Genomic DNA, 16,649 nt, shown 5'->3' with positions numbered 1-16,649 from the left:
CGCGAGGCTCGGCGCGGCAATCAGCCGGGCGGCAAGGCCCATTGGACGGGGAGGTGAACGAGGGCCGCGCGCCGGCGGCCCGCTTGCCGATCAGGCGACGAGCGCGGCGAGACTCTCGCGGGCCCGGGCGTCGGCAACTTTCTTTGTCTTACCGGCGCGCGAAGGCGGCTGGCACAGTCCGCAGACGAACCCGTGTTTCGGGTCGTGAGCATGTGCGACGAAATGCCCGCCGCAGCGGCAGCAGGGCGTGATCTGCAACATCCCCGAATCGAAGAAGCGCACGAGCGTCCATGCGCGCGTGAGGCTGAGCACGGGTTCGTCGTCGTGCAAATGCACGTGCTCGAGGTAAAGCCGGTAGCTCTTCACGATCGACTGGATCGTCGCGCAGCCGCCATGGTCGGCCATGAAGCGGTAGATGTTGTAGAACAGCGAGGAGTGAAAGTTCGGCTGCCACGTCATGAACCAGTCGGTGGAAAACGGCAGCATGCCCTTGGGCGGCGAGACCCCTTTCAGTTCCTTGTACAGCTTGATGAGCCGGTCGCGCGACAGGCTGGTTTCCGCCTCGAGCAGTTGCAGACGCGCGCCGAGTTCGATCAGTTCGATGGCCAAGGTGATTTCCTTGACTTCGAGCACCACGCTTTTATAGGCCATCCGCTTACGTTCCCGTCCCGACTGCTTGCCTCGTGCGGACTGCCATCAGCCGAGTTGCTCGACGGGCTGGCTTGCCATCAGGATCGCGGAGTGCGCCTGCGCAACGGCGCTTGATTTGCCCTTGTCCGCGAGCGCGGACAGCACGGCGTGATCGTCGAAACGGAAACGGCACAGCACCTGATTGGACGCCGCCAGCTTCACGGTCTGCGCCAACGAGAGGTTGGCGAGCACATCGGCCAACTGGTCCGAAATTCCCATGCGGAACATGCCCATGGGCTTGTCTTCGCGAAGCAGGCGCTGCGCGAGCAGGAGATAAGAAAGGTTGACTTCTCTGATCTCATTGAGCATTTCGCTTGTCGCGCTCATGATTCCCCCGGGGTGTATCTGGCTGGTCAGGCCGTTACGGAAACGTTTGCTCGAACGCGCGCAGTTAAACCGCGCCGGTCGGCTCGTTTGTAGTCTTGCAAGCATTGTCTCGAAAGGGGGAGCGAAACGAAATCGGACAGACACCCAGCTTGGTTGACGGATTAATCCGTCATTCGTGTAGGAGTTTTTCCTACAGCGCTGCGATTGGAGGCGGATTGAAGCGGATTAGTCGACCCGGTGGTCGGAGTCGCTATGCGCCGTGGATACTGGACTTCGCGGAAATGAACCAACCGGTGAGTTTGGTGAGCGCCAGGTTTGCACCGTTCAACGGTGAGCCGAATTATAAGACGTTTTCACCGCTCTGTAATAACTTGACCCTGTAGGCCTGGCTCGGTGCTTGCTATATAAGGGCGCGGCGGTTTCTCGTGGGTTCGCCATCCGCCGCCAGAACCAGTCTGAAAGCGCCGGAGGGCTGCCCGAGCGTGTGTAACGTCTCGTGTTTCGCGCTGTAACAACGTTAAGCGTTTGAAAAATAACTCGAATTGGCGCGGCCGATCCCGATAATGAAGCTAAGGGATAACCCGATGCAGATTCGGAGCACCCCCGGGCGGCGGCATACCGCGCCCAACCGTCCGTCAGGCATTCGCTCCTCGCTCTACTCGAGCGCCGCTGTGCGAAGCCGTACTCACAGGAGAAACGCATGCGAATCGCACAAATTGCGCCGCTATATGAAGCAGTCCCGCCGAAACTTTACGGTGGCACCGAACGTGTCGTGTCCTACCTCACCGAGGCACTGGTGGACGAGGGTCACGACGTCACGCTGTTTGCCAGCGGCGACTCGGCGACTTCCGCGAAGCTCGACGCGTGCTGGCCTCGTGCGCTGCGCCTCGACCCGACGATTCGCGACGCGCTCGCTCCCCATATCCTGATGATGGAAAAGGTTCGCCGGGTCGCGCACGAGTTCGACGTGCTGCATTTCCACCTCGACTACATGCCGTTTCCGCTCTTTTCGACGATGGACACGCCGTTCGTGACCACGCTGCACGGCCGCCTCGATCTGCCCGAATTGCAACCGGTGTTCGACGCGTTCTCCGGCGCGCCGGTCGTCTCGATTTCCGATTCGCAGCGCCTGCCGCTGCAGCAAGCAAACTGGCTGAGCACGATCTACCACGGCCTGCCCGAGCAGCTGCTCACGCCGCAAGCGCATAAGAAGCCGGAATACCTCGCGTTCCTCGGCCGGATCTGTCCTGAAAAGCGCGTCGATACAGCTATCAAGATCGCTGCACAAAGCGGTTTGCCGCTGAAGATCGCCGCCAAGGTGGACAAGGCCGACCAGGACTACTTCAAACGCGAGATCGAGCCGCTGTTGTCGCAGGCGCATGTGGAGTTCGTCGGAGAGATCAACGAGGCGCAAAAGCCCGAGTTCCTGTCGGGCGCCAAGGCGCTGCTGTTTCCGATCGACTGGTCCGAGCCGTTCGGACTCGTCATGATCGAGTCGATGGCATGCGGCACGCCGGTGATCGCTTTCAACCGCGGTTCGGTGCCGGAAGTGATCGACCATGGGGTGACCGGCTACATCGTAGAAGACGTGCAGGGTGCCGTGGCCGCGCTTGAACGTCTGGACGAGTTGTCGCGCAGCGAGATCCGCGCGCAGTTCGAGCGCCGTTTCAGCTCGAAGACGATGGCGCGCAACTACGTGGACGCGTATTCGGCGCTGATTGAGGCTTCGCGTCGGCCGATGCTTCGCCAGGTCGCGGTGGGCTAAAGCATGGTGAGCCTGTAGATGACAGCGCAGCCAGGGTGCCGGTGCTTTAAACGGGCCGGTACTCTGTCACTCTGTCGCGATCCGGGCTCACATGCCCCAAGCGCTTTTCGATTGACGCACGGAATGCAGGTATTTTTTCCACGTGAATCGTTTGCGCAAACGGTAACTCGGACTTATCCCGCTTCATTTACAGAAAAGCCGCCTCGCAAAGGCGGCTTTTTTAATGGCGACGTGGATGCGCTTCCATGTCCGATTAGAACAGCCGAGTAAAGTCGGACTCGCGCCCATCCTTCAATTCGCTTTCGTTCACTCGCGAACGACTCAGCTTGCGCCAATCAAAAAGCGTTCACGGTTCTTGCCGACGATCCACTTCGGCGGTTTGCCGCGTCCGCTCCACGTATTACCGGTTTTCGGGTCCTGATATTTAGCGGGCAGCGGCGCCTTCTTGGGCGGGCGTCCGCGCTTGGCGGCTACCGCAAAACCGAGGTCCTGCGCAGTCAGGCCGTATTCGGCGATTTTTTGGCGGATGTCGGCTATCACATTGTCGATTTCCGTACGGCGGGCTTCTTCTGCTTGTGCCTGCAATTTGGCGATCTGCGCCTTGAGGTCTGCATATTGAGACATTCCGGTTCTCCCCTTTTAGATCTCATTCGCTCCGCAGACTAACTGTAATTATAAAAATTCGCAATGGATAACATTACTGATTTAGGACAGTATCTTCTGATAATTATTAAGATCGATGAATTGCAAAACGGCTTTATCCCGGAATAATCGGTAATGCCGCCCGGCATTGACAATTCTTGACACTCGATTGGCGACTCTTTCCTTAGAATTGGCGGTCAAAGGCACGCGCCCGATCGGAGCGTGCGCTCAGACTCCGTGCTTTCACAGCATCAACTATTTTAGGATTACCAATCATGCAGTTGTCAAAGCGCCTTGCTGCCGAGTTGTTCGGCACCTTCTGGCTCGTGCTCGGGGGCTGCGGCAGCGCTGTCCTGGCCGCCAACTTCACCGGTCCGGTGCATGGCCTCGGCATCGGCTTCGTCGGCGTGTCGCTCGCTTTCGGGCTGACGGTGCTGACCATGGCGTATGCGATCGGCCACATTTCCGGCTGCCATCTGAACCCGGCGGTCAGCGTCGGCCTGACGGTGGCGGGCCGCTTCCCGGCTCGCGACCTGCTCCCGTACATCGTCGCGCAGGTGGTCGGCGCCGTGCTGGGCGCGGCTGTGCTGGCATTAATCGCCTCGGGCAAGCCCGGCTTCGAACTCGTCGCGAGTGGTTTCGCGAGCAACGGTTATGGCGAGCGCTCGCCGGGCCACTACTCGCTCGCCGCGGCATTCGTCTGCGAGGCGGTGATGACCGGCTTCTTCCTGTTCGTCATCCTCGGAGCGACGGACAAACGCGTGCCGGCCGGTTTTGCGCCCATCGCGATCGGCTTGTGCCTGACGCTGATTCACCTTGTCTCGATTCCGGTCACGAACACCTCGGTCAACCCGGCGCGCTCCACGGGCCCAGCGCTGTTCGTCGGCGGGGCAGCGGTGGATCAGTTGTGGCTCTTCTGGATCGCGCCGATCATCGGTGCCGCAATTGCCGGCGTGCTGTATCCCTTGGTCGCGGAAAGCCGCAGCGCTAACGCGCGGAAGCTGGCACTGGACTAGACGAAACCGGTTGGCTGCGGTCAGAGCGGGCGCTACGGCGCCCGTTTTTTATGAGGCCCGCGTGCCCGGTAGGTCGAGCAGCCGCTTAAAGCAGTATCTATATTGCTGGTCCTCGCGGCCGTTTGACACTGAAGTCAGCCAGCGCTGCCGATGCGCCGAAAGCCGCATAAGGGGTTTCGGCGAGCGGACCAGATTAATTCCGTTATACAGATGTAAGCCGCGATTACGCGCCACGCCTGCTAACGCTCCTGTTCGTTGCCGCCAATACGATGCGCGCGCCGCTTGCCCGCCTCAACGCCCCGCTGCGACAGGCTTTCCCCTCAACTACCTGCACCGATCCGACGCAAAGCAGGCAGGAGTGCGTGCTTTCCAGCCCTTCGACGATGCTTGCAGTCCGTAACATCTGGTCGCAGTACTCGCGACCCGGAATGCGTAGATTGGACCTGTGCGACAAACATCCGTCGCTTCACAGCAAGCCTCTTGCATGGAGAACAACATGAAACGCATCGTCACTAAATTGCTGGTTGCCGCAGGTCTCGCAGCAGGCGCATGCGGTGTAGCGCAAGCGCACACGGATTTGAACATCGGGCTGTCGCTCGGCACGCCGGTCTACACCCGCCCCGCGCCGGTCTACGCAGCGCCGCAACCGGTGTACTACGGCAATAGCGGCTGGGGCCGTCGCTATGATCGCGGCGACTACTATCGCGGCGACCACCGTTACGAGCACGGTTGGAACCGGAACGACCGCCGTTGGGGCCACGACGACCGTGGCGATCGTGGCGATCATGGCGACCGCCGTGGCGGATGGCGCGACTAGTCATCACCTCCGCTAAAAGAGCCGGAGATAGCCCGGCCTGGTGTCAACCGGCCCGCATCTGCAACGCGCGATGCGGGCCGGTTGCATTCGGGACTTCGGCTGTCAGGCCGTCAGTTCGTCGTCGAGTGAAAAGAGCTTGCGCAAGTGATGCGCGACGCCCGCTTCGAAATTGTTGCCGATGCGCGGCACATCTGGCAGCCGTGTCATCAAATCGGGATTCGCGTTGTTCATCATGAAAGGATGGCCGGCCGTTTCGAGCAGGTCGATATCGTTCATGTTGTCGCCGAAAGCCACGCAATGCGCGGCGTCCACGCCCACGCGCTCGAGCACGATCTGCAACGCGCGTCCCTTCGATACGTTCGACGTCATTACCTCCAGGCAGTCCGGCAGCGAATACGTCACATAGAGCGCGTCGCCGAACTCGCGTGCGAGATTCGCCGCCACCTTCGCCAGATCCGCCGGATCGCCAATGTAAAGAACCTTGGCGATGTCGACGCCGTCGTGGGTGAGCAGTTCGGCAACTTCATAGGTGAAGCCGGAATCCTGATGAAATTTCAGCAGCTCCGGTGCGTCCCGGTCGATCAGCCACGCCTGGTCGGCGAACAGATTCACGATCACGCGACCGTGCTCGCCGACAATTCGGGGCTGCACGAGACGTTGCACGATGGCGGGCGGCAGGTCGTCGGCGTGGATCACGGTGTTGTCGGGCGCATGGATGCGCGCGCCGTTCGACGTGATCAGGTACGGCTTGATGCCGAGAATGTCGCGAATACCCGCGACGTCGCAGAAATGGCGGCCCGTTGCAATCACGAATTGCACGCCGTCACTTTCCAGCTTGCGCACGGTGGCGACCGTGAACGGGTCGACCTGATGGTCGGCATTGAGCAGTGTTCCGTCGAGATCCGTGGCGATGACTTTATACATAGTGGGAAGGCGAGCAGCGTGGAAGGCGCTATTTTACCGTCGATGACGAGATGGGCCCGAGCGCTTTGCGCGCGGCATTGAACCCTCGGCGCCCGCGCACGCTCCGGACGCCGGTCAGACATTCGCTCACGCGTTGCCCACAAGCCGCGCGGCTTCGCGCTGCGCCAACTGCAAGCCACCGTGCGCGGAGTCCGACAACGGTTCGCGCAACCGTGGCTGATAGATCTGCGGCACATACTCGCGCAACGGCGCGCCGAGACCGCCGCACAAGGCAATGGGCAAAGCCGCCGATGGATCGAGTGCCGCGATCATCTTGCCGATCTGAAGGCCCGCTTCGCCGAGGAGCCGCGCGGCGAATGGATGCGCGCGGTGCGCAATCACGATTCGCGCAAGGCTCGCATACGCCGTTTGATTCGCTTCGCAAAGCCACACGACGAGCCCGTCGCGATCGTGTGCGCCGACGTGCGCGAGAAGCGCCTGCGCGAGGTCGTCGTTCGGGCCCCGTCCGTCGAGCGCGTGCTGTGCGTGAACAATGGCTCGCACTCCGAGCCACGCGCCACTCGCTTCATCACCCGACGGAAAACCATAGCCGCTGACGGTCCGGTATTCGCCGTCGTCCCGGTCGGCCGCCGCCGCGACGCTGCCCGTGCCGAGCGCGACAATCACGCCATACGCACCGCCGTGCGCGCCGAGCAATGTCGTGTACGCATCGCTTTCAACCGCGAGCCCGGCCAGAGCTGGCGTCTGCGCGAGGAACGCCGCCAGCCAGTCGCGATTGTTCACGCCCGCGAGACCACAACCGAGCACGCAGCGTGACCAGTCGAGCGCGGCGCCCGCGTGTGCGAACGCATCCGCACAGCCCGCCGCGATCGCTTGCCACGCACGTTCGACGCCCAGCCCAAGACCCGACGGCCCACTTGCCGCCTGCGCCAACTCGCGCCCGTGCGCGTCGGCCAGCACGATGCGCGTGCCGGTGCCGCCGCCGTCGACGCCGATCAGAAATAGGTCTTCGTTCATTGGCAAAGGTGCGTTTCCTGGGAAATGTGCATAGCGTGGCAGGTCTATTTCGATCCGGCAATTAGCCGAACGGCTAGCTTGCGGCGCCGAGGCGTTCCGCTATGCTGGCGAGCGACGTGACTACGGGGAGCGCCAAATGACACAGCGATGCAACTGGGTATCGAGCGAAGCGCTCGCACATTACCACGACACGGAATGGGGCGTGCCGTCCCGCGAGGACCAGCATCTCTTCGAAATGCTCGTGCTGGAAGGCGCGCAAGCCGGGCTGTCGTGGTCGACGATTCTTAATAAGCGAGCGGGCTACCGGCGCGCGTTTGCCGACTTCGATATCGACAAGGTCGCGCGCTTCACGCCGCAGCACGTCGAGACGCTCGTGGCGGACGAAGGCATCGTGCGCCATCGCGGAAAGATCGAGGCCGCCATCACCAATGCGCGCGCCGTGCAGCAGATCCAGGCGGAACACGGATCGCTCGCCAACTTCATCTGGTCTTTCGTCGACAACACGCCGATTCAGAACGAATGGGCATCGTACAAGCAGGCGCCGGCATCGACGGAAATTTCCGATGCACTCAGCAAAGCGTTGAAGCGCTATGGCTGCAAGTTCGTCGGTTCGACGATCTGTTATGCGTTCATGCAGGCGGTCGGCATGGTGAACGATCACGAGGTGACCTGCATGTGCCGCGCACGCTGCGCCGCCCTCGGCAAGAAGGGACGAGCTCGCAAAGCGGGTTGACCGCGGGGTTATCCGGTGACCGGTACCGGTCGCGCGGGAGACGACTTTTCTCTGTCTGCACGGTCCTCGCGCACCGGTCGAAACCGCTATCCGGTAAAGCCCTGCTGCGCTTTTCGCGGATGCCGGTCGTTATACGGTTATGAGCGCCGCTGCGTTTGCCGTCGCGAGCCCCGCTTTGAGTCACGCCGGAGTCACGCCGGAGTCACGCGGAAAAGCCGCGGCAAAGGCCGGAATTGAAGGCTTTTCGCCATGCTAGTCGGCGCTTGGCCAACGAACGCAGGCTGGATACTGGTATCAGGCGCTCAACAACGAGTAACCACCGCGCAGCATTGCGAGACCAACCATGAAAACCCTTGCCTTTCTCACGCATCAGGACATTTTTGACCAGGCCGTGAGCCACCTTTTCAGCCAGAGGCGTGCCGCGCTTCTGCCACGCGGGGGCGGCGCCTATCGCGGCTATTGCGGCGGCTGCCCTGTCGGCAACTTCATCAAGCTGCGCGACTATATGACAGCTATGGAAGGCGTGCCCGTGCGCTATATCGGCAAGACGCGCGTCGCGGCGCCTGCTTATATGGACGTGGGCGTGGCCGCGCTGAGGAAGGCGCTGCTGCGATCGCGCATCAATGTATACGATCAGGCCACCGTCGATCTGCTCAGCTGCCTGCAAAACGTGCACGACGTGTTCGGCACGTGGGAGTGGGACGAGCGCCTGAACTCGATCGCGCGTCAGTTCGGGCTCTCCGTGCACAAGCTGAAGAGCGCGGCGTAACCACGCCGGGAGCGTCGCTTGGCGAGGCCCTGTGTGCGGCGCCGCGCTCGCCCGCTCCAAGACCGCAAAACACGCGACCACAACGCAAAACGGCGGTGTGGCTTCTTTCGAAGCTCACACCGCCGTTTTGACGTGTGCTGAGAAGCTTGCTTAGTGCAGCTTCTTCGGCAGCATCTGGCTGCGCAGGCGCTTGTGCAGGCGCTTCACAGCAGCAGCCTTCTTGCGCTTACGTGCCGTAGTCGGCTTTTCGTACGATTGGCGCTCACGCAGTTCTGCGATCAGGCCGTTCTTTTCGATTGCGCGACGAAAGCGGCGAATCGCCACTTCGAACGGCTCGTTTTCCTTCAGAAGAATCGTCGTCATGTAATTCCTAACTCAATCACTTGATATGGGTTGATTGCGTGGCGGAGACCGCTCACGCGCCGGCCCTCCGGTCGTTTCGATTCATGGCCAGTAACAGGCAAACGCGGGAAGAACCCGGCCAAACCACGAATGAAACGAGAGGCAAAGCGGCCACGGAGGCCGGAAAAGAGAGGTGTGGAGCTCACCGCGGAACGCGGACAGACGTACTGTAAAGCCGCGCCTGCTGCCGTTTCGCCAACCTTTCACCAACGGAAAACCGATGACGAAACAGGCAAAGATCTCAATTCACTCCCGATGATATCAGGAAACTCTCCATGCTACCAGGGGTTTAGGGATTACGCCAGGCCATCCCGGCGGTTCATGCGCTCGCATCGTCCAGTTCGCGGATGTCGGTGCTCGTCAGCGTCAGATGAACCGCGGCGACAAGACTTTCCAGCTGCTGCAGCGACGTCGCGCTCGCAATCGGCGCCGTCACACTCGGGCGCGCGATCAGCCACGCCAGCGCCACGCTGGCCGGCGTGCTGCCGTGCCGCGCTGCGACGCGGTCGAGCGCTGTGAGAATTTGCAAACCACGTTCGTTCAGATACTTTTCGACGCGGCTACCCCGCGGCTTGTTGGCCAGATCCTGCCGCGAACGATACTTTCCCGAGAGGAATCCGCTCGCGAGACTCCAATACACGACCACGCCCAATTGATGGGCCACCGCGACCGGCTCAATGTCGGTCTCATATTCGGCCCGGTCATACAGATTGTATTCCGGCTGCAGCAACTGATATTCGGGCAGCCCGTGCTGGCGGGAAACGCCGAGCGCCTCCTCGACGCGCGCACCGCTGTAGTTGGACGCGCCGATAACCCGCACCTTACCCGCTTCGATCAGCCTCTGGTAAGCACCGAGCGTCTCGGCAAGCGGTGTTTCGGTGTCGTCTTCGTGGGAAAAATAGACGTCGATGTAATCGGTCTGCAAGCGGCGCAGCGAGTCTTCGACCGCCGCCTGAATGTTCGCAGCCGACAGTCCCTTGCGCCGCGGATGCTTCGCCACCTTGGTCGCAAGCACGATCCTGTCGCGCTTGCCGCTCTGCCGGAACCACTTTCCGAGGATGGTTTCGGACTCGCCGCCCTGATTGCCCGGCGCCCAGGCGGAATACACGTCGGCGGTATCGATAAAGTCCAGTCCGGCGTCGACGAAGGCATCCAGAATTGAAAACGACGTAGCTTCATCGGCGGTCCAGCCGAATACATTGCCGCCGAACATAAGCGGTGCCACTTGCAATTCCGAGCGTCCAATGCGGCGTCTTTGCATGATTTCTCCCGGCTTTATTCTCAAGAGAAAAAGAGAATACGCCGCCTTTTCAAATCCTGCAGCGCACCCGTGAATCGCACCGCAAACCGTTGCCAGGCGGGGCCGGCACGCCTCGCCCGTGATGGCATCTGCATCGCGATAACAGAAAGTCCCTCAAGTTTTTTTTAGGAGGGCCGTCAACCTTCACTGAGGCGGCCAGCAATGAACGAGTGCTTCCGCCGATGCCAACGTGGCGTATTGGGCTCAGGCTTATTTAGGAGATTTTCCATGCTCGGAATCAATAGCAATATCAACTCGCTGGTTGCACAGCAAAACCTCAGCGGCTCGCAAAGCGCCCTGTCGCAAGCTATCACCCGCCTGTCGTCGGGCAAGCGCATCAACAGCGCGGCTGACGATGCAGCAGGTCTGGCGATCTCGACGCGTATGCAAACCCAGATCAACGGTCTGGGCCAAGGCGTGTCGAACGCGAACGACGGCGTGTCGCTGATTCAAACGGCGTCGAGCGCGCTGTCCTCGCTGACGTCCAGCCTGCAGCGTATCCGTACGCTGGCTGTGCAAGCTTCGACGGGCACGATGTCCTCGTCGGACCAAGCTGCACTGCAGAAGGAAGTTGCGCAGCAAATCCAGGAAGTGAACCGTATCGCGTCGCAAACGACCTACAACGGCACGAACATTCTGGACGGCTCGGCTGGTATCGTGGGCTTCCAGGTTGGCGCGAACGTCGGTCAGACGATCAACCTCGACCTCTCGAAGAGCATGTCGGCATCTGGCCTGGGTAGCGGTTCCCTGGCAACCGGCCAACTGGCTGGCACGATCAGCGGTCTCGACATCGACGCATCGACCGGTGCAGCAGCAACGGCCGGCGCGACGGGCAGCGCGATCACCTCGATCAACGTTCTGTCGGACGGCCAGGGCGGCTTCACGTTCACGGACCAGAACGGCTCGGCGATCAACGCAACGGTTGCAGGCTCGATCTTCTCGACCGGTACGCAGACCGCGACGACGGCTTCGCCGATCACCTCGCTGACGATGTCGACGGGTGCATACGACACGACGAACGCAGCACTGGGCACGTCGATCACCAACGCGACGGCGCAGATCGGTGCGGTCAACGCATCCAACACCACCGTTTCGAGCCTCGACATCAGCACGGTCAGCGGCGCGAACGTGGCGATGGTCGCAATCGACAACGCACTGACCGCGGTGAGCAACCTGCAGGCAAGTCTCGGCGCAGCACAGAACCGCTTCAGCGCGATTGCAACGTCGCAGCAAGCTGAAGCAACCGACCTGTCGTCGGCACAATCGCAGATCACCGACGCGAACTTCGCGCAGGAAACCGCTAACCTCTCGAAGGCTCAAGTGCTGCAACAAGCCGGTATCTCGGTTCTGGCGCAAGCCAACTCGCAGCCGCAGCAAGTTCTGAAGCTGCTCCAGTAATAGCTTCTGAAGTTTGACCGGACTTCGCGCGTAAAGCGCGTTGTCCGGTTTTTAGCTATTCGATGGAAGGTCCGCCTTCCATCCTGCATTTCTGTCACGTCAATCACGCATCAAAACGGACGCACGGAGCATTTCCATGTCAACGATTACGAGTTCATCGGCGGCGAACGCAGCCGCGGCGACAGTCGCAGCCGACAACGCAGCCCTGCAGCAGGCCATGCAGTCGGTCATCAGCGGCGCGACCGGCAACAGCTCGCTGGATGTCAACTCGCTCGTTACGGCGCTCGTGAATTCCAAAACTGCTGGCCAGGTTGCAGCATTGGCAGCCAAGCAAAGCAGCGACAACACCCAGATTTCTGCATTCGGCACGCTTTCGGCCGCGCTCGGCGCGCTGGAGACGGGCCTCAGCTCGCTGTCGAACGGCGGGCTTGCTTCCACTTTCACCGCCACCATGACCGGCGGCACCGGCATCACCGCGACGGCCAAAACGGGCGCGGTCGCGGGCAGCTATAGCGTCGCCGTCTCGCAGGTCGCGACGGCGCAGGCGCTTACGTCTTCCAAATTCACCGCGAGCCAGACACTCGGCTCCGGAACGCTCGCCATTTCGCTCGGCAGCAAGTCGTTCAATGTATCGATCGACAGCAGCAATAACACCGTGGCCGGCATCGCCGCAGCAATCAACGGCGCGACCGGCAATCCGGGCGTAACCGCGACGGTCGTCAACGGCACCGACGGCGCCCACCTCGTGCTCGCCTCTTCCGGGAGCGGCGCGGCGAGTACGATCAGCGTCGCAGTCAACAACGTGACGGGCGATAACGGTCTGTCGAGCCTCGGCGTGACGTCAACTGCCAGCACGACGGGCGGCCAGTCGTCTATTGTGTCGGCGGATAGCTCGAACGCGTGGACGCAAAGCTCTGCCGCGCAGGACGCCGAATTCAGCATCAATGGCATCGCGGCATCCAGTTCGACGAACGCCGTGACCAGCGCGATCGCGGGTGTCACACTGAACCTGACTTCCGCAGCGATTACGACTCCGGCGACTACGCAGACGCTGACCGTGGCAACCGACACCGCGACGCAGGCCAGCACGATCAACAATTTCGTGTCGCTCTACAACACCGTCGTGACGACGATGGGCACGCTCGCGCAGTACACCTCGGGCGCGACGACGCAAGGCCCGTTGCTCGGCGACTCCACGCTCAACACGATCAAGAACACACTGGCTTCCATCGTTGCAGGCGGTGTGAAAGACGGCAGCACGACCAACAGCCTCGGCTCGATCGGTATCTCGCTGCAGGCCGACGGCACGCTTCAGGTTGACAGCACGGCGCTCAACAACGCGTTGACGAACAATTCGGCAACCGTGGCCTCGATTTTCAACTCGACCGACGGTATCGGCGCGAAGCTCAGCACCAGCATCACCAACTTCACGCAGACGGGCGGCATGATCGACGCGCGAACCAGCGCGCTGAACTCCGACCTGAAGAGTCTCACGACGCAGCAGACCAGCCTGAACGATTACATCGCGCAATTGACGAGCCAGTACTCGGCGCAGTTCACCGCGCTCAACACGCTGATGGCCACGACGAGCAACAACTCGGCTTACCTGACGCAGCTCTTCGGCGGCACCAACAGCGCCGGCGCGCTGGCGACCAACAAGTAATAGCACGGAGAATCGCAAATGGACCAATCTGCCCTGATCGAGAAAGTGCTGGCGCTGACCGGCGAAATCGAGCACGCGGCCGCGCTGGCCGACTGGCCCGAAGCCGCGCGACTTGCCGAGATCCGTTCGCCGCTCATCATGTCGCTCGACGCTCAGCAGGTTCAGGGCTCGCTTGAAGTCATCCGCTCGATTGTCGCGCGCAACGACGCGATCTTCGCCGACGCGCAAACCACGCAGGTCGAATTGCAGGCGGAATACACGGCTGCAATGCGCCGCGTGAGCGCCGCGAATCAGTATCAGAAGGCGGCACAGCTGTAAGCGGTACGAACGGCTCGCCGGTCCAACGAACGGCGGAACAACAGAACAGAAGAACAACAACACGCGCGCCAGCGTAAAGGTGCGCTCGCTTCACCCTCGCCCGCCTCGCGCGGGCGTTTCTTTTTGTGCTCTTCGCGACGCGCGCGAGGACAACGGGCAGCTTTGAAAGCCCAGCGCGACAGCCTCGCGCAAACCATATCGAGACGTTGCCTGGACGCCTGCCAGCGGCGTTTCATGGCGGCGCCGCCGGCGCCCGTAATCAGGTGAATTGGTGGCCATTTTGCCGTCACTTCCACCCTTCAGGCTGCGAATTCCGACTTGATAATCCAACGTACAGCTTCCTCGTGCGAGCATCATGTCCATCCAATTCGACTTCTCGGCTCCCCAGCCTCTCTCTCCTGAACAGCAGCGCGCTCAGGACATCGCTCTCGTCATGCAGAGCGCCATCGAGCAATATCACGCGGGCGAGGTCGACGACGCGCGGGCGCTTTTCGAAGCCATCGTCGAAGCAGTGCCGAATCATCCCGACGCGAACTACAACCTCGGCGTGATCAAAGTGCAGACAGACCGTGCCGCCGAAGCCGTTGGCCACTTCGAGGTCGCGCTGGGCGTCCGGCCGTCCAACGGGCAGTACTGGGTGGCCTATATCAATGCGCTGTTCCAGAGCGACCAGACGGCGGCGGGCTGGGTCGCTGTCGAAATGGCCCAGCAACAGGGCGTCAACGGTCCCGCGCTCAACGGCCTGATTACGCAGCTGGCCTATCCGGACCGCAAGCTCGAGACGACGCCCAATGCGCGCCCAACGACGGCGAACAACATCACGCTGATCGTCGGCGAAACGGCGGCCGGCGCGCAACAGCAGGAACCTGCGCCTCAGGAAGAGCGGCGCGAAGCGGCGCCTGTGTCGCTGAAAACGACCAAGCACCGTCAGGCCGAAAAGGGCGACCTCCATAAGCACAACACGCTGGTGCACAAAGGCCAGATCGCCGAGTCGGTCGCCGTGGCGCGCAAGCTGGTGGCTCGTTATCCGAAGGACAGCGAATGCTGGCGCGCGCTATCTATTTCGCTGCATAAGAACAGCCAGTTCCGCGAAGTAATTCCAGCGGCGCGCAAGGCCGTCGAACTCGATCCGAACGATGTGATCTGCCGCCTGCTGCTGTCGGACACGCTGCGCCACACTGGCGCATTGGCCGAGGCGGAAACTCAGGTGCGCGAGCTGCTCGCGATCGTTCCCGATCACGCGGAAGCGCACCGTATTCTGGGCGTCACGCTGATTGCGCGCGGCAAGCGCGCTGAGGCGATTGCATCATGTCAGCGCGCCGCCGATCTCGCGCCGCGGTCCGCCGCCGTGCATAGCTCGCTCGGCACGCTTTACCTCGGCATCGGCGCGATGGATCTCGCGGAGAAGGCACTGCGTCTCTCGCTGGAACTCGAGCCGACCAACAGCAACGCGCGTAGCAACCTGCTGTTCTGCCTGACGCACAACAGCACGATCGACAAGGCGGCGCTCTACAAGGAGCACTGCGTGTTCGGCGAGATTCACGACGTGCCCGCAGCCAGCAACCGCCGCTATCCGAACAAGCGCAATCCGGACCGCAAGCTGCGGATCGGCTTTGTTTCCGGCGACTTCTGCAACCACGCGGTGGCTTACTACTTCCTGCCGATCGTGCAGCATCTGAGCCGCGACCCGAATCTGTCACTGCATTTCTATTACACGTTCGGGCTCCAGGATCACATGACGGAGCAACTGCGCGCTCATGCGCACGCCTGGAATGCAGTCGCCGACATGAGCGACGCCGCGCTGGTCAAGAAGATCCGCGATGACGACATCGACATCGTGGTCGATCTGTCCGGACATACTGCACATACGCGAATCGTCGCGCTCGCGCAGAAGCCGGCGCCCGTGCAGGCGTCGTGGATCGGTTATCCGGGAACCACCGGCATGGCCGCCTTCGATTACTACATCGCGGACCGTTTCGTCGCGCCTATCGACGAGTTCACGGAACAGTTCACCGAGAAACTCGCACTGTTGCCGTCGTCGACCGCTTATATGCCGCCGCCGAACTGCCCGCCGGTCAACGGCCTGCCTGCTCTTCACAAAGGCTACATCACGTATGGCAGCTTCAACCGGCTGAACAAGCTGAGCCCCGAGGTCATTGCGCTGTGGAGCACGATCCTGCGTGCGCAGCCGACCTCGCGCATGGTGATCGGCGCGATCGGCAGCAAGCTCGACGAAGAGACGTACCTGGACTGGTTCAGGGCCGAAGGCATCGACACGTCGCGGCTCACGTTCTGCCCTCGCACGACGTTGCCGGTCTATATGCAACAGCATCATCACGTGGACCTGTGCCTCGATACATTCCCTTACGTGGGTTCGACAACCACGCTTAACGCGCTATGGATGGGCGTGCCGACGGTGACGATGCCGGGCATCTCGATGCCGAGCCGATGCGGTGCGGGCTGGCTCGAACAGGTTGGACTTCACGAATTCGTCGCGCGCGACAAGGAAGAATTCGTGCAGAAGAGTATCGACATGACGCGCGATCTGGACGCGTTGAGCCGTCTTCGCATCGGCATGCGCGAACGCTGCATGGGTTCCGTGCCGTTCCAGCCGGAGAAGGTAGCCGGCGGTCTGTCGATCGCGCTGCGCACGATGTGGAAACGCTGGTGCACCGAAGAAACGCCGAGCGCATTCGAAGCGACCTTGCCCGCGGACTGGTGTCCGCCGCCTGCGCCCGAGGTTAAGCCCGACCTCAAGGCCAACGTTAAGGCCGACGCGAAGTCCGACGCTAAGCCAGAAGCAGAGCCTGAAGTCAAAACAGCGGCGTGACGGATTCGTCCGGGCATTGTCCTCGATAAAAGTGAAGA

16 protein-coding genes are annotated in these 16,649 nt (G+C 61.7%); 9 read left to right on the top strand and 7 right to left on the bottom strand.

The genetic code is table 11. The features are described 5' to 3' along the window. Positions 1-90: 90 nt before the first annotated feature. Positions 91-651: a flagellar transcriptional regulator FlhC gene (gene flhC / locus JMY24_RS21310; RefSeq protein WP_128596008.1), complete on the bottom strand. Its 561-nt coding sequence runs from the start codon at positions 649-651 to the stop codon at positions 91-93. A 45-nt stretch (positions 652-696) separates the two neighbouring features. Next, positions 697-1,017 (bottom strand): flagellar transcriptional regulator FlhD, encoded by a 321-nt coding sequence (gene flhD / locus JMY24_RS21305; RefSeq protein WP_006050893.1) that lies wholly within the window; start codon positions 1,015-1,017, stop codon positions 697-699. 700 nt (positions 1,018-1,717) lie between these two features. On the opposite strand from flhD, the gene JMY24_RS21300 reads away from it, so the two are divergent. Then, positions 1,718-2,782, top strand: coding sequence for a glycosyltransferase family 4 protein (locus JMY24_RS21300; RefSeq protein WP_128596009.1), 1,065 nt, complete (start codon positions 1,718-1,720; stop codon positions 2,780-2,782). A 321-nt stretch (positions 2,783-3,103) separates the two neighbouring features. Here the strand turns inward: JMY24_RS21300 and JMY24_RS21295 are convergent, their stop codons facing one another. Further along, complete coding sequence (locus tag JMY24_RS21295; protein WP_006050891.1) at positions 3,104-3,406, bottom strand: H-NS histone family protein; 303 nt, start codon at positions 3,404-3,406, stop codon at positions 3,104-3,106. 293 nt (positions 3,407-3,699) lie between these two features. Here JMY24_RS21295 and aqpZ point away from each other — a divergent pair, with 293 nt between their 5' ends. Together aqpZ and JMY24_RS21285 are read left to right on the top strand one after the other, a co-directional pair. Next, the gene (aqpZ, locus tag JMY24_RS21290) at positions 3,700-4,440 is read left to right on the top strand and encodes an aquaporin Z (RefSeq protein ID WP_128596011.1); all 741 of its coding nucleotides are present in this window, start codon (positions 3,700-3,702) and stop codon (positions 4,438-4,440) included. Between the two features lie 496 nt (positions 4,441-4,936). Further along, entirely contained in the window at positions 4,937-5,257 is a 321-nt protein-coding gene (locus JMY24_RS21285) for a PXPV repeat protein (protein ID WP_128596012.1), read from the top strand. A 102-nt stretch (positions 5,258-5,359) separates the two neighbouring features. On the opposite strand, the gene JMY24_RS21280 is transcribed toward JMY24_RS21285, so the two are convergent. Together JMY24_RS21280 and JMY24_RS21275 are read right to left on the bottom strand one after the other, a co-directional pair. Then, entirely contained in the window at positions 5,360-6,181 is an 822-nt protein-coding gene (locus JMY24_RS21280; protein WP_128596013.1) for a Cof-type HAD-IIB family hydrolase, read from the bottom strand. A gap of 126 nt (positions 6,182-6,307) precedes the next feature. Beyond that, entirely contained in the window at positions 6,308-7,198 is an 891-nt protein-coding gene (locus JMY24_RS21275; protein WP_201702840.1) for a glucosamine kinase nucleotide-binding domain-containing protein, read from the bottom strand. 136 nt (positions 7,199-7,334) lie between these two features. Between JMY24_RS21275 and JMY24_RS21270 the strand changes: the two genes are divergently transcribed. Both JMY24_RS21270 and JMY24_RS21265 read left to right on the top strand, forming a co-directional pair. Continuing rightward, complete coding sequence (locus JMY24_RS21270) at positions 7,335-7,931, top strand: DNA-3-methyladenine glycosylase I (protein ID WP_128596015.1); 597 nt, start codon at positions 7,335-7,337, stop codon at positions 7,929-7,931. A 343-nt stretch (positions 7,932-8,274) separates the two neighbouring features. Beyond that, positions 8,275-8,700 carry a hypothetical protein gene (locus tag JMY24_RS21265; protein WP_128596016.1) on the top strand — a complete coding sequence of 142 codons (426 nt, stop codon included), beginning with the start codon at positions 8,275-8,277 and terminating at the stop codon, positions 8,698-8,700. Between the two features lie 150 nt (positions 8,701-8,850). Here JMY24_RS21265 and rpsU read toward each other — a convergent pair whose 3' ends face one another. Beyond that, a complete protein-coding gene (rpsU, locus tag JMY24_RS21260; RefSeq protein WP_006050883.1) occupies positions 8,851-9,063 on the bottom strand; it encodes a 30S ribosomal protein S21 in 213 nt (70 codons plus the stop codon). A gap of 358 nt (positions 9,064-9,421) precedes the next feature. Further along, the gene (locus tag JMY24_RS21255) at positions 9,422-10,363 is read right to left on the bottom strand and encodes an aldo/keto reductase (RefSeq protein ID WP_128596017.1); all 942 of its coding nucleotides are present in this window, start codon (positions 10,361-10,363) and stop codon (positions 9,422-9,424) included. Positions 10,364-10,630: 267 nt separating this feature from the next. On the opposite strand from JMY24_RS21255, the gene JMY24_RS21250 reads away from it, so the two are divergent. The 4 genes from JMY24_RS21250 to JMY24_RS21235 all read left to right on the top strand — a co-directional run bounded on the left by JMY24_RS21250 (position 10,631) and on the right by JMY24_RS21235 (position 16,611). Further along, on the top strand, positions 10,631-11,800 hold the full coding sequence (locus tag JMY24_RS21250; protein ID WP_128596018.1) for a flagellin: 1,170 nt from the start codon (positions 10,631-10,633) through the stop codon (positions 11,798-11,800). Positions 11,801-11,936: 136 nt separating this feature from the next. After that, positions 11,937-13,463, top strand: a complete 1,527-nt coding sequence (gene fliD / locus JMY24_RS21245; RefSeq protein WP_128596019.1) for a flagellar filament capping protein FliD — start codon at positions 11,937-11,939, stop codon at positions 13,461-13,463. Between the two features lie 18 nt (positions 13,464-13,481). Next, on the top strand, positions 13,482-13,781 hold the full coding sequence (locus JMY24_RS21240) for a flagellar protein FliT (RefSeq protein WP_128596020.1): 300 nt from the start codon (positions 13,482-13,484) through the stop codon (positions 13,779-13,781). A 355-nt stretch (positions 13,782-14,136) separates the two neighbouring features. Then, a complete protein-coding gene (locus JMY24_RS21235) occupies positions 14,137-16,611 on the top strand; it encodes a tetratricopeptide repeat protein (RefSeq protein ID WP_128596021.1) in 2,475 nt (824 codons plus the stop codon). The last annotated feature ends 38 nt before the right edge of the window (positions 16,612-16,649 follow it).

The sequence above is a fragment of the Paraburkholderia kirstenboschensis genome (assembly GCF_904848585.1).
In the GTDB taxonomy this organism is placed as follows: domain Bacteria; phylum Pseudomonadota; class Gammaproteobacteria; order Burkholderiales; family Burkholderiaceae; genus Paraburkholderia; species Paraburkholderia kirstenboschensis.
This window is presented reverse-complemented; position numbering and strand designations above follow the sequence as displayed.

Excerpts from the sequence above, each read along its gene's own strand:
- flhC (WP_128596008.1), bottom strand. The coding sequence starts at position 651 with ATGGCCTATAAAAGCGTGGTGCTCGAAGTCAAGGAAATCACCTTGGCC.
- flhD (WP_006050893.1), bottom strand. The coding sequence starts at position 1,017 with ATGAGCGCGACAAGCGAAATGCTCAATGAGATCAGAGAAGTCAACCTT.
- JMY24_RS21300 (WP_128596009.1), top strand. The coding sequence starts at position 1,718 with ATGCGAATCGCACAAATTGCGCCGCTATATGAAGCAGTCCCGCCGAAA.
- JMY24_RS21295 (WP_006050891.1), bottom strand. The coding sequence starts at position 3,406 with ATGTCTCAATATGCAGACCTCAAGGCGCAGATCGCCAAATTGCAGGCA.
- aqpZ (WP_128596011.1), top strand. The coding sequence starts at position 3,700 with ATGCAGTTGTCAAAGCGCCTTGCTGCCGAGTTGTTCGGCACCTTCTGG.
- JMY24_RS21285 (WP_128596012.1), top strand. The coding sequence starts at position 4,937 with ATGAAACGCATCGTCACTAAATTGCTGGTTGCCGCAGGTCTCGCAGCA.
- JMY24_RS21280 (WP_128596013.1), bottom strand. The coding sequence starts at position 6,181 with ATGTATAAAGTCATCGCCACGGATCTCGACGGAACACTGCTCAATGCC.
- JMY24_RS21275 (WP_201702840.1), bottom strand. The coding sequence starts at position 7,198 with ATGAACGAAGACCTATTTCTGATCGGCGTCGACGGCGGCGGCACCGGC.
- JMY24_RS21270 (WP_128596015.1), top strand. The coding sequence starts at position 7,335 with ATGACACAGCGATGCAACTGGGTATCGAGCGAAGCGCTCGCACATTAC.
- JMY24_RS21265 (WP_128596016.1), top strand. The coding sequence starts at position 8,275 with ATGAAAACCCTTGCCTTTCTCACGCATCAGGACATTTTTGACCAGGCC.
- rpsU (WP_006050883.1), bottom strand. The coding sequence starts at position 9,063 with ATGACGACGATTCTTCTGAAGGAAAACGAGCCGTTCGAAGTGGCGATT.
- JMY24_RS21255 (WP_128596017.1), bottom strand. The coding sequence starts at position 10,363 with ATGCAAAGACGCCGCATTGGACGCTCGGAATTGCAAGTGGCACCGCTT.
- JMY24_RS21250 (WP_128596018.1), top strand. The coding sequence starts at position 10,631 with ATGCTCGGAATCAATAGCAATATCAACTCGCTGGTTGCACAGCAAAAC.
- fliD (WP_128596019.1), top strand. The coding sequence starts at position 11,937 with ATGTCAACGATTACGAGTTCATCGGCGGCGAACGCAGCCGCGGCGACA.
- JMY24_RS21240 (WP_128596020.1), top strand. The coding sequence starts at position 13,482 with ATGGACCAATCTGCCCTGATCGAGAAAGTGCTGGCGCTGACCGGCGAA.
- JMY24_RS21235 (WP_128596021.1), top strand. The coding sequence starts at position 14,137 with ATGTCCATCCAATTCGACTTCTCGGCTCCCCAGCCTCTCTCTCCTGAA.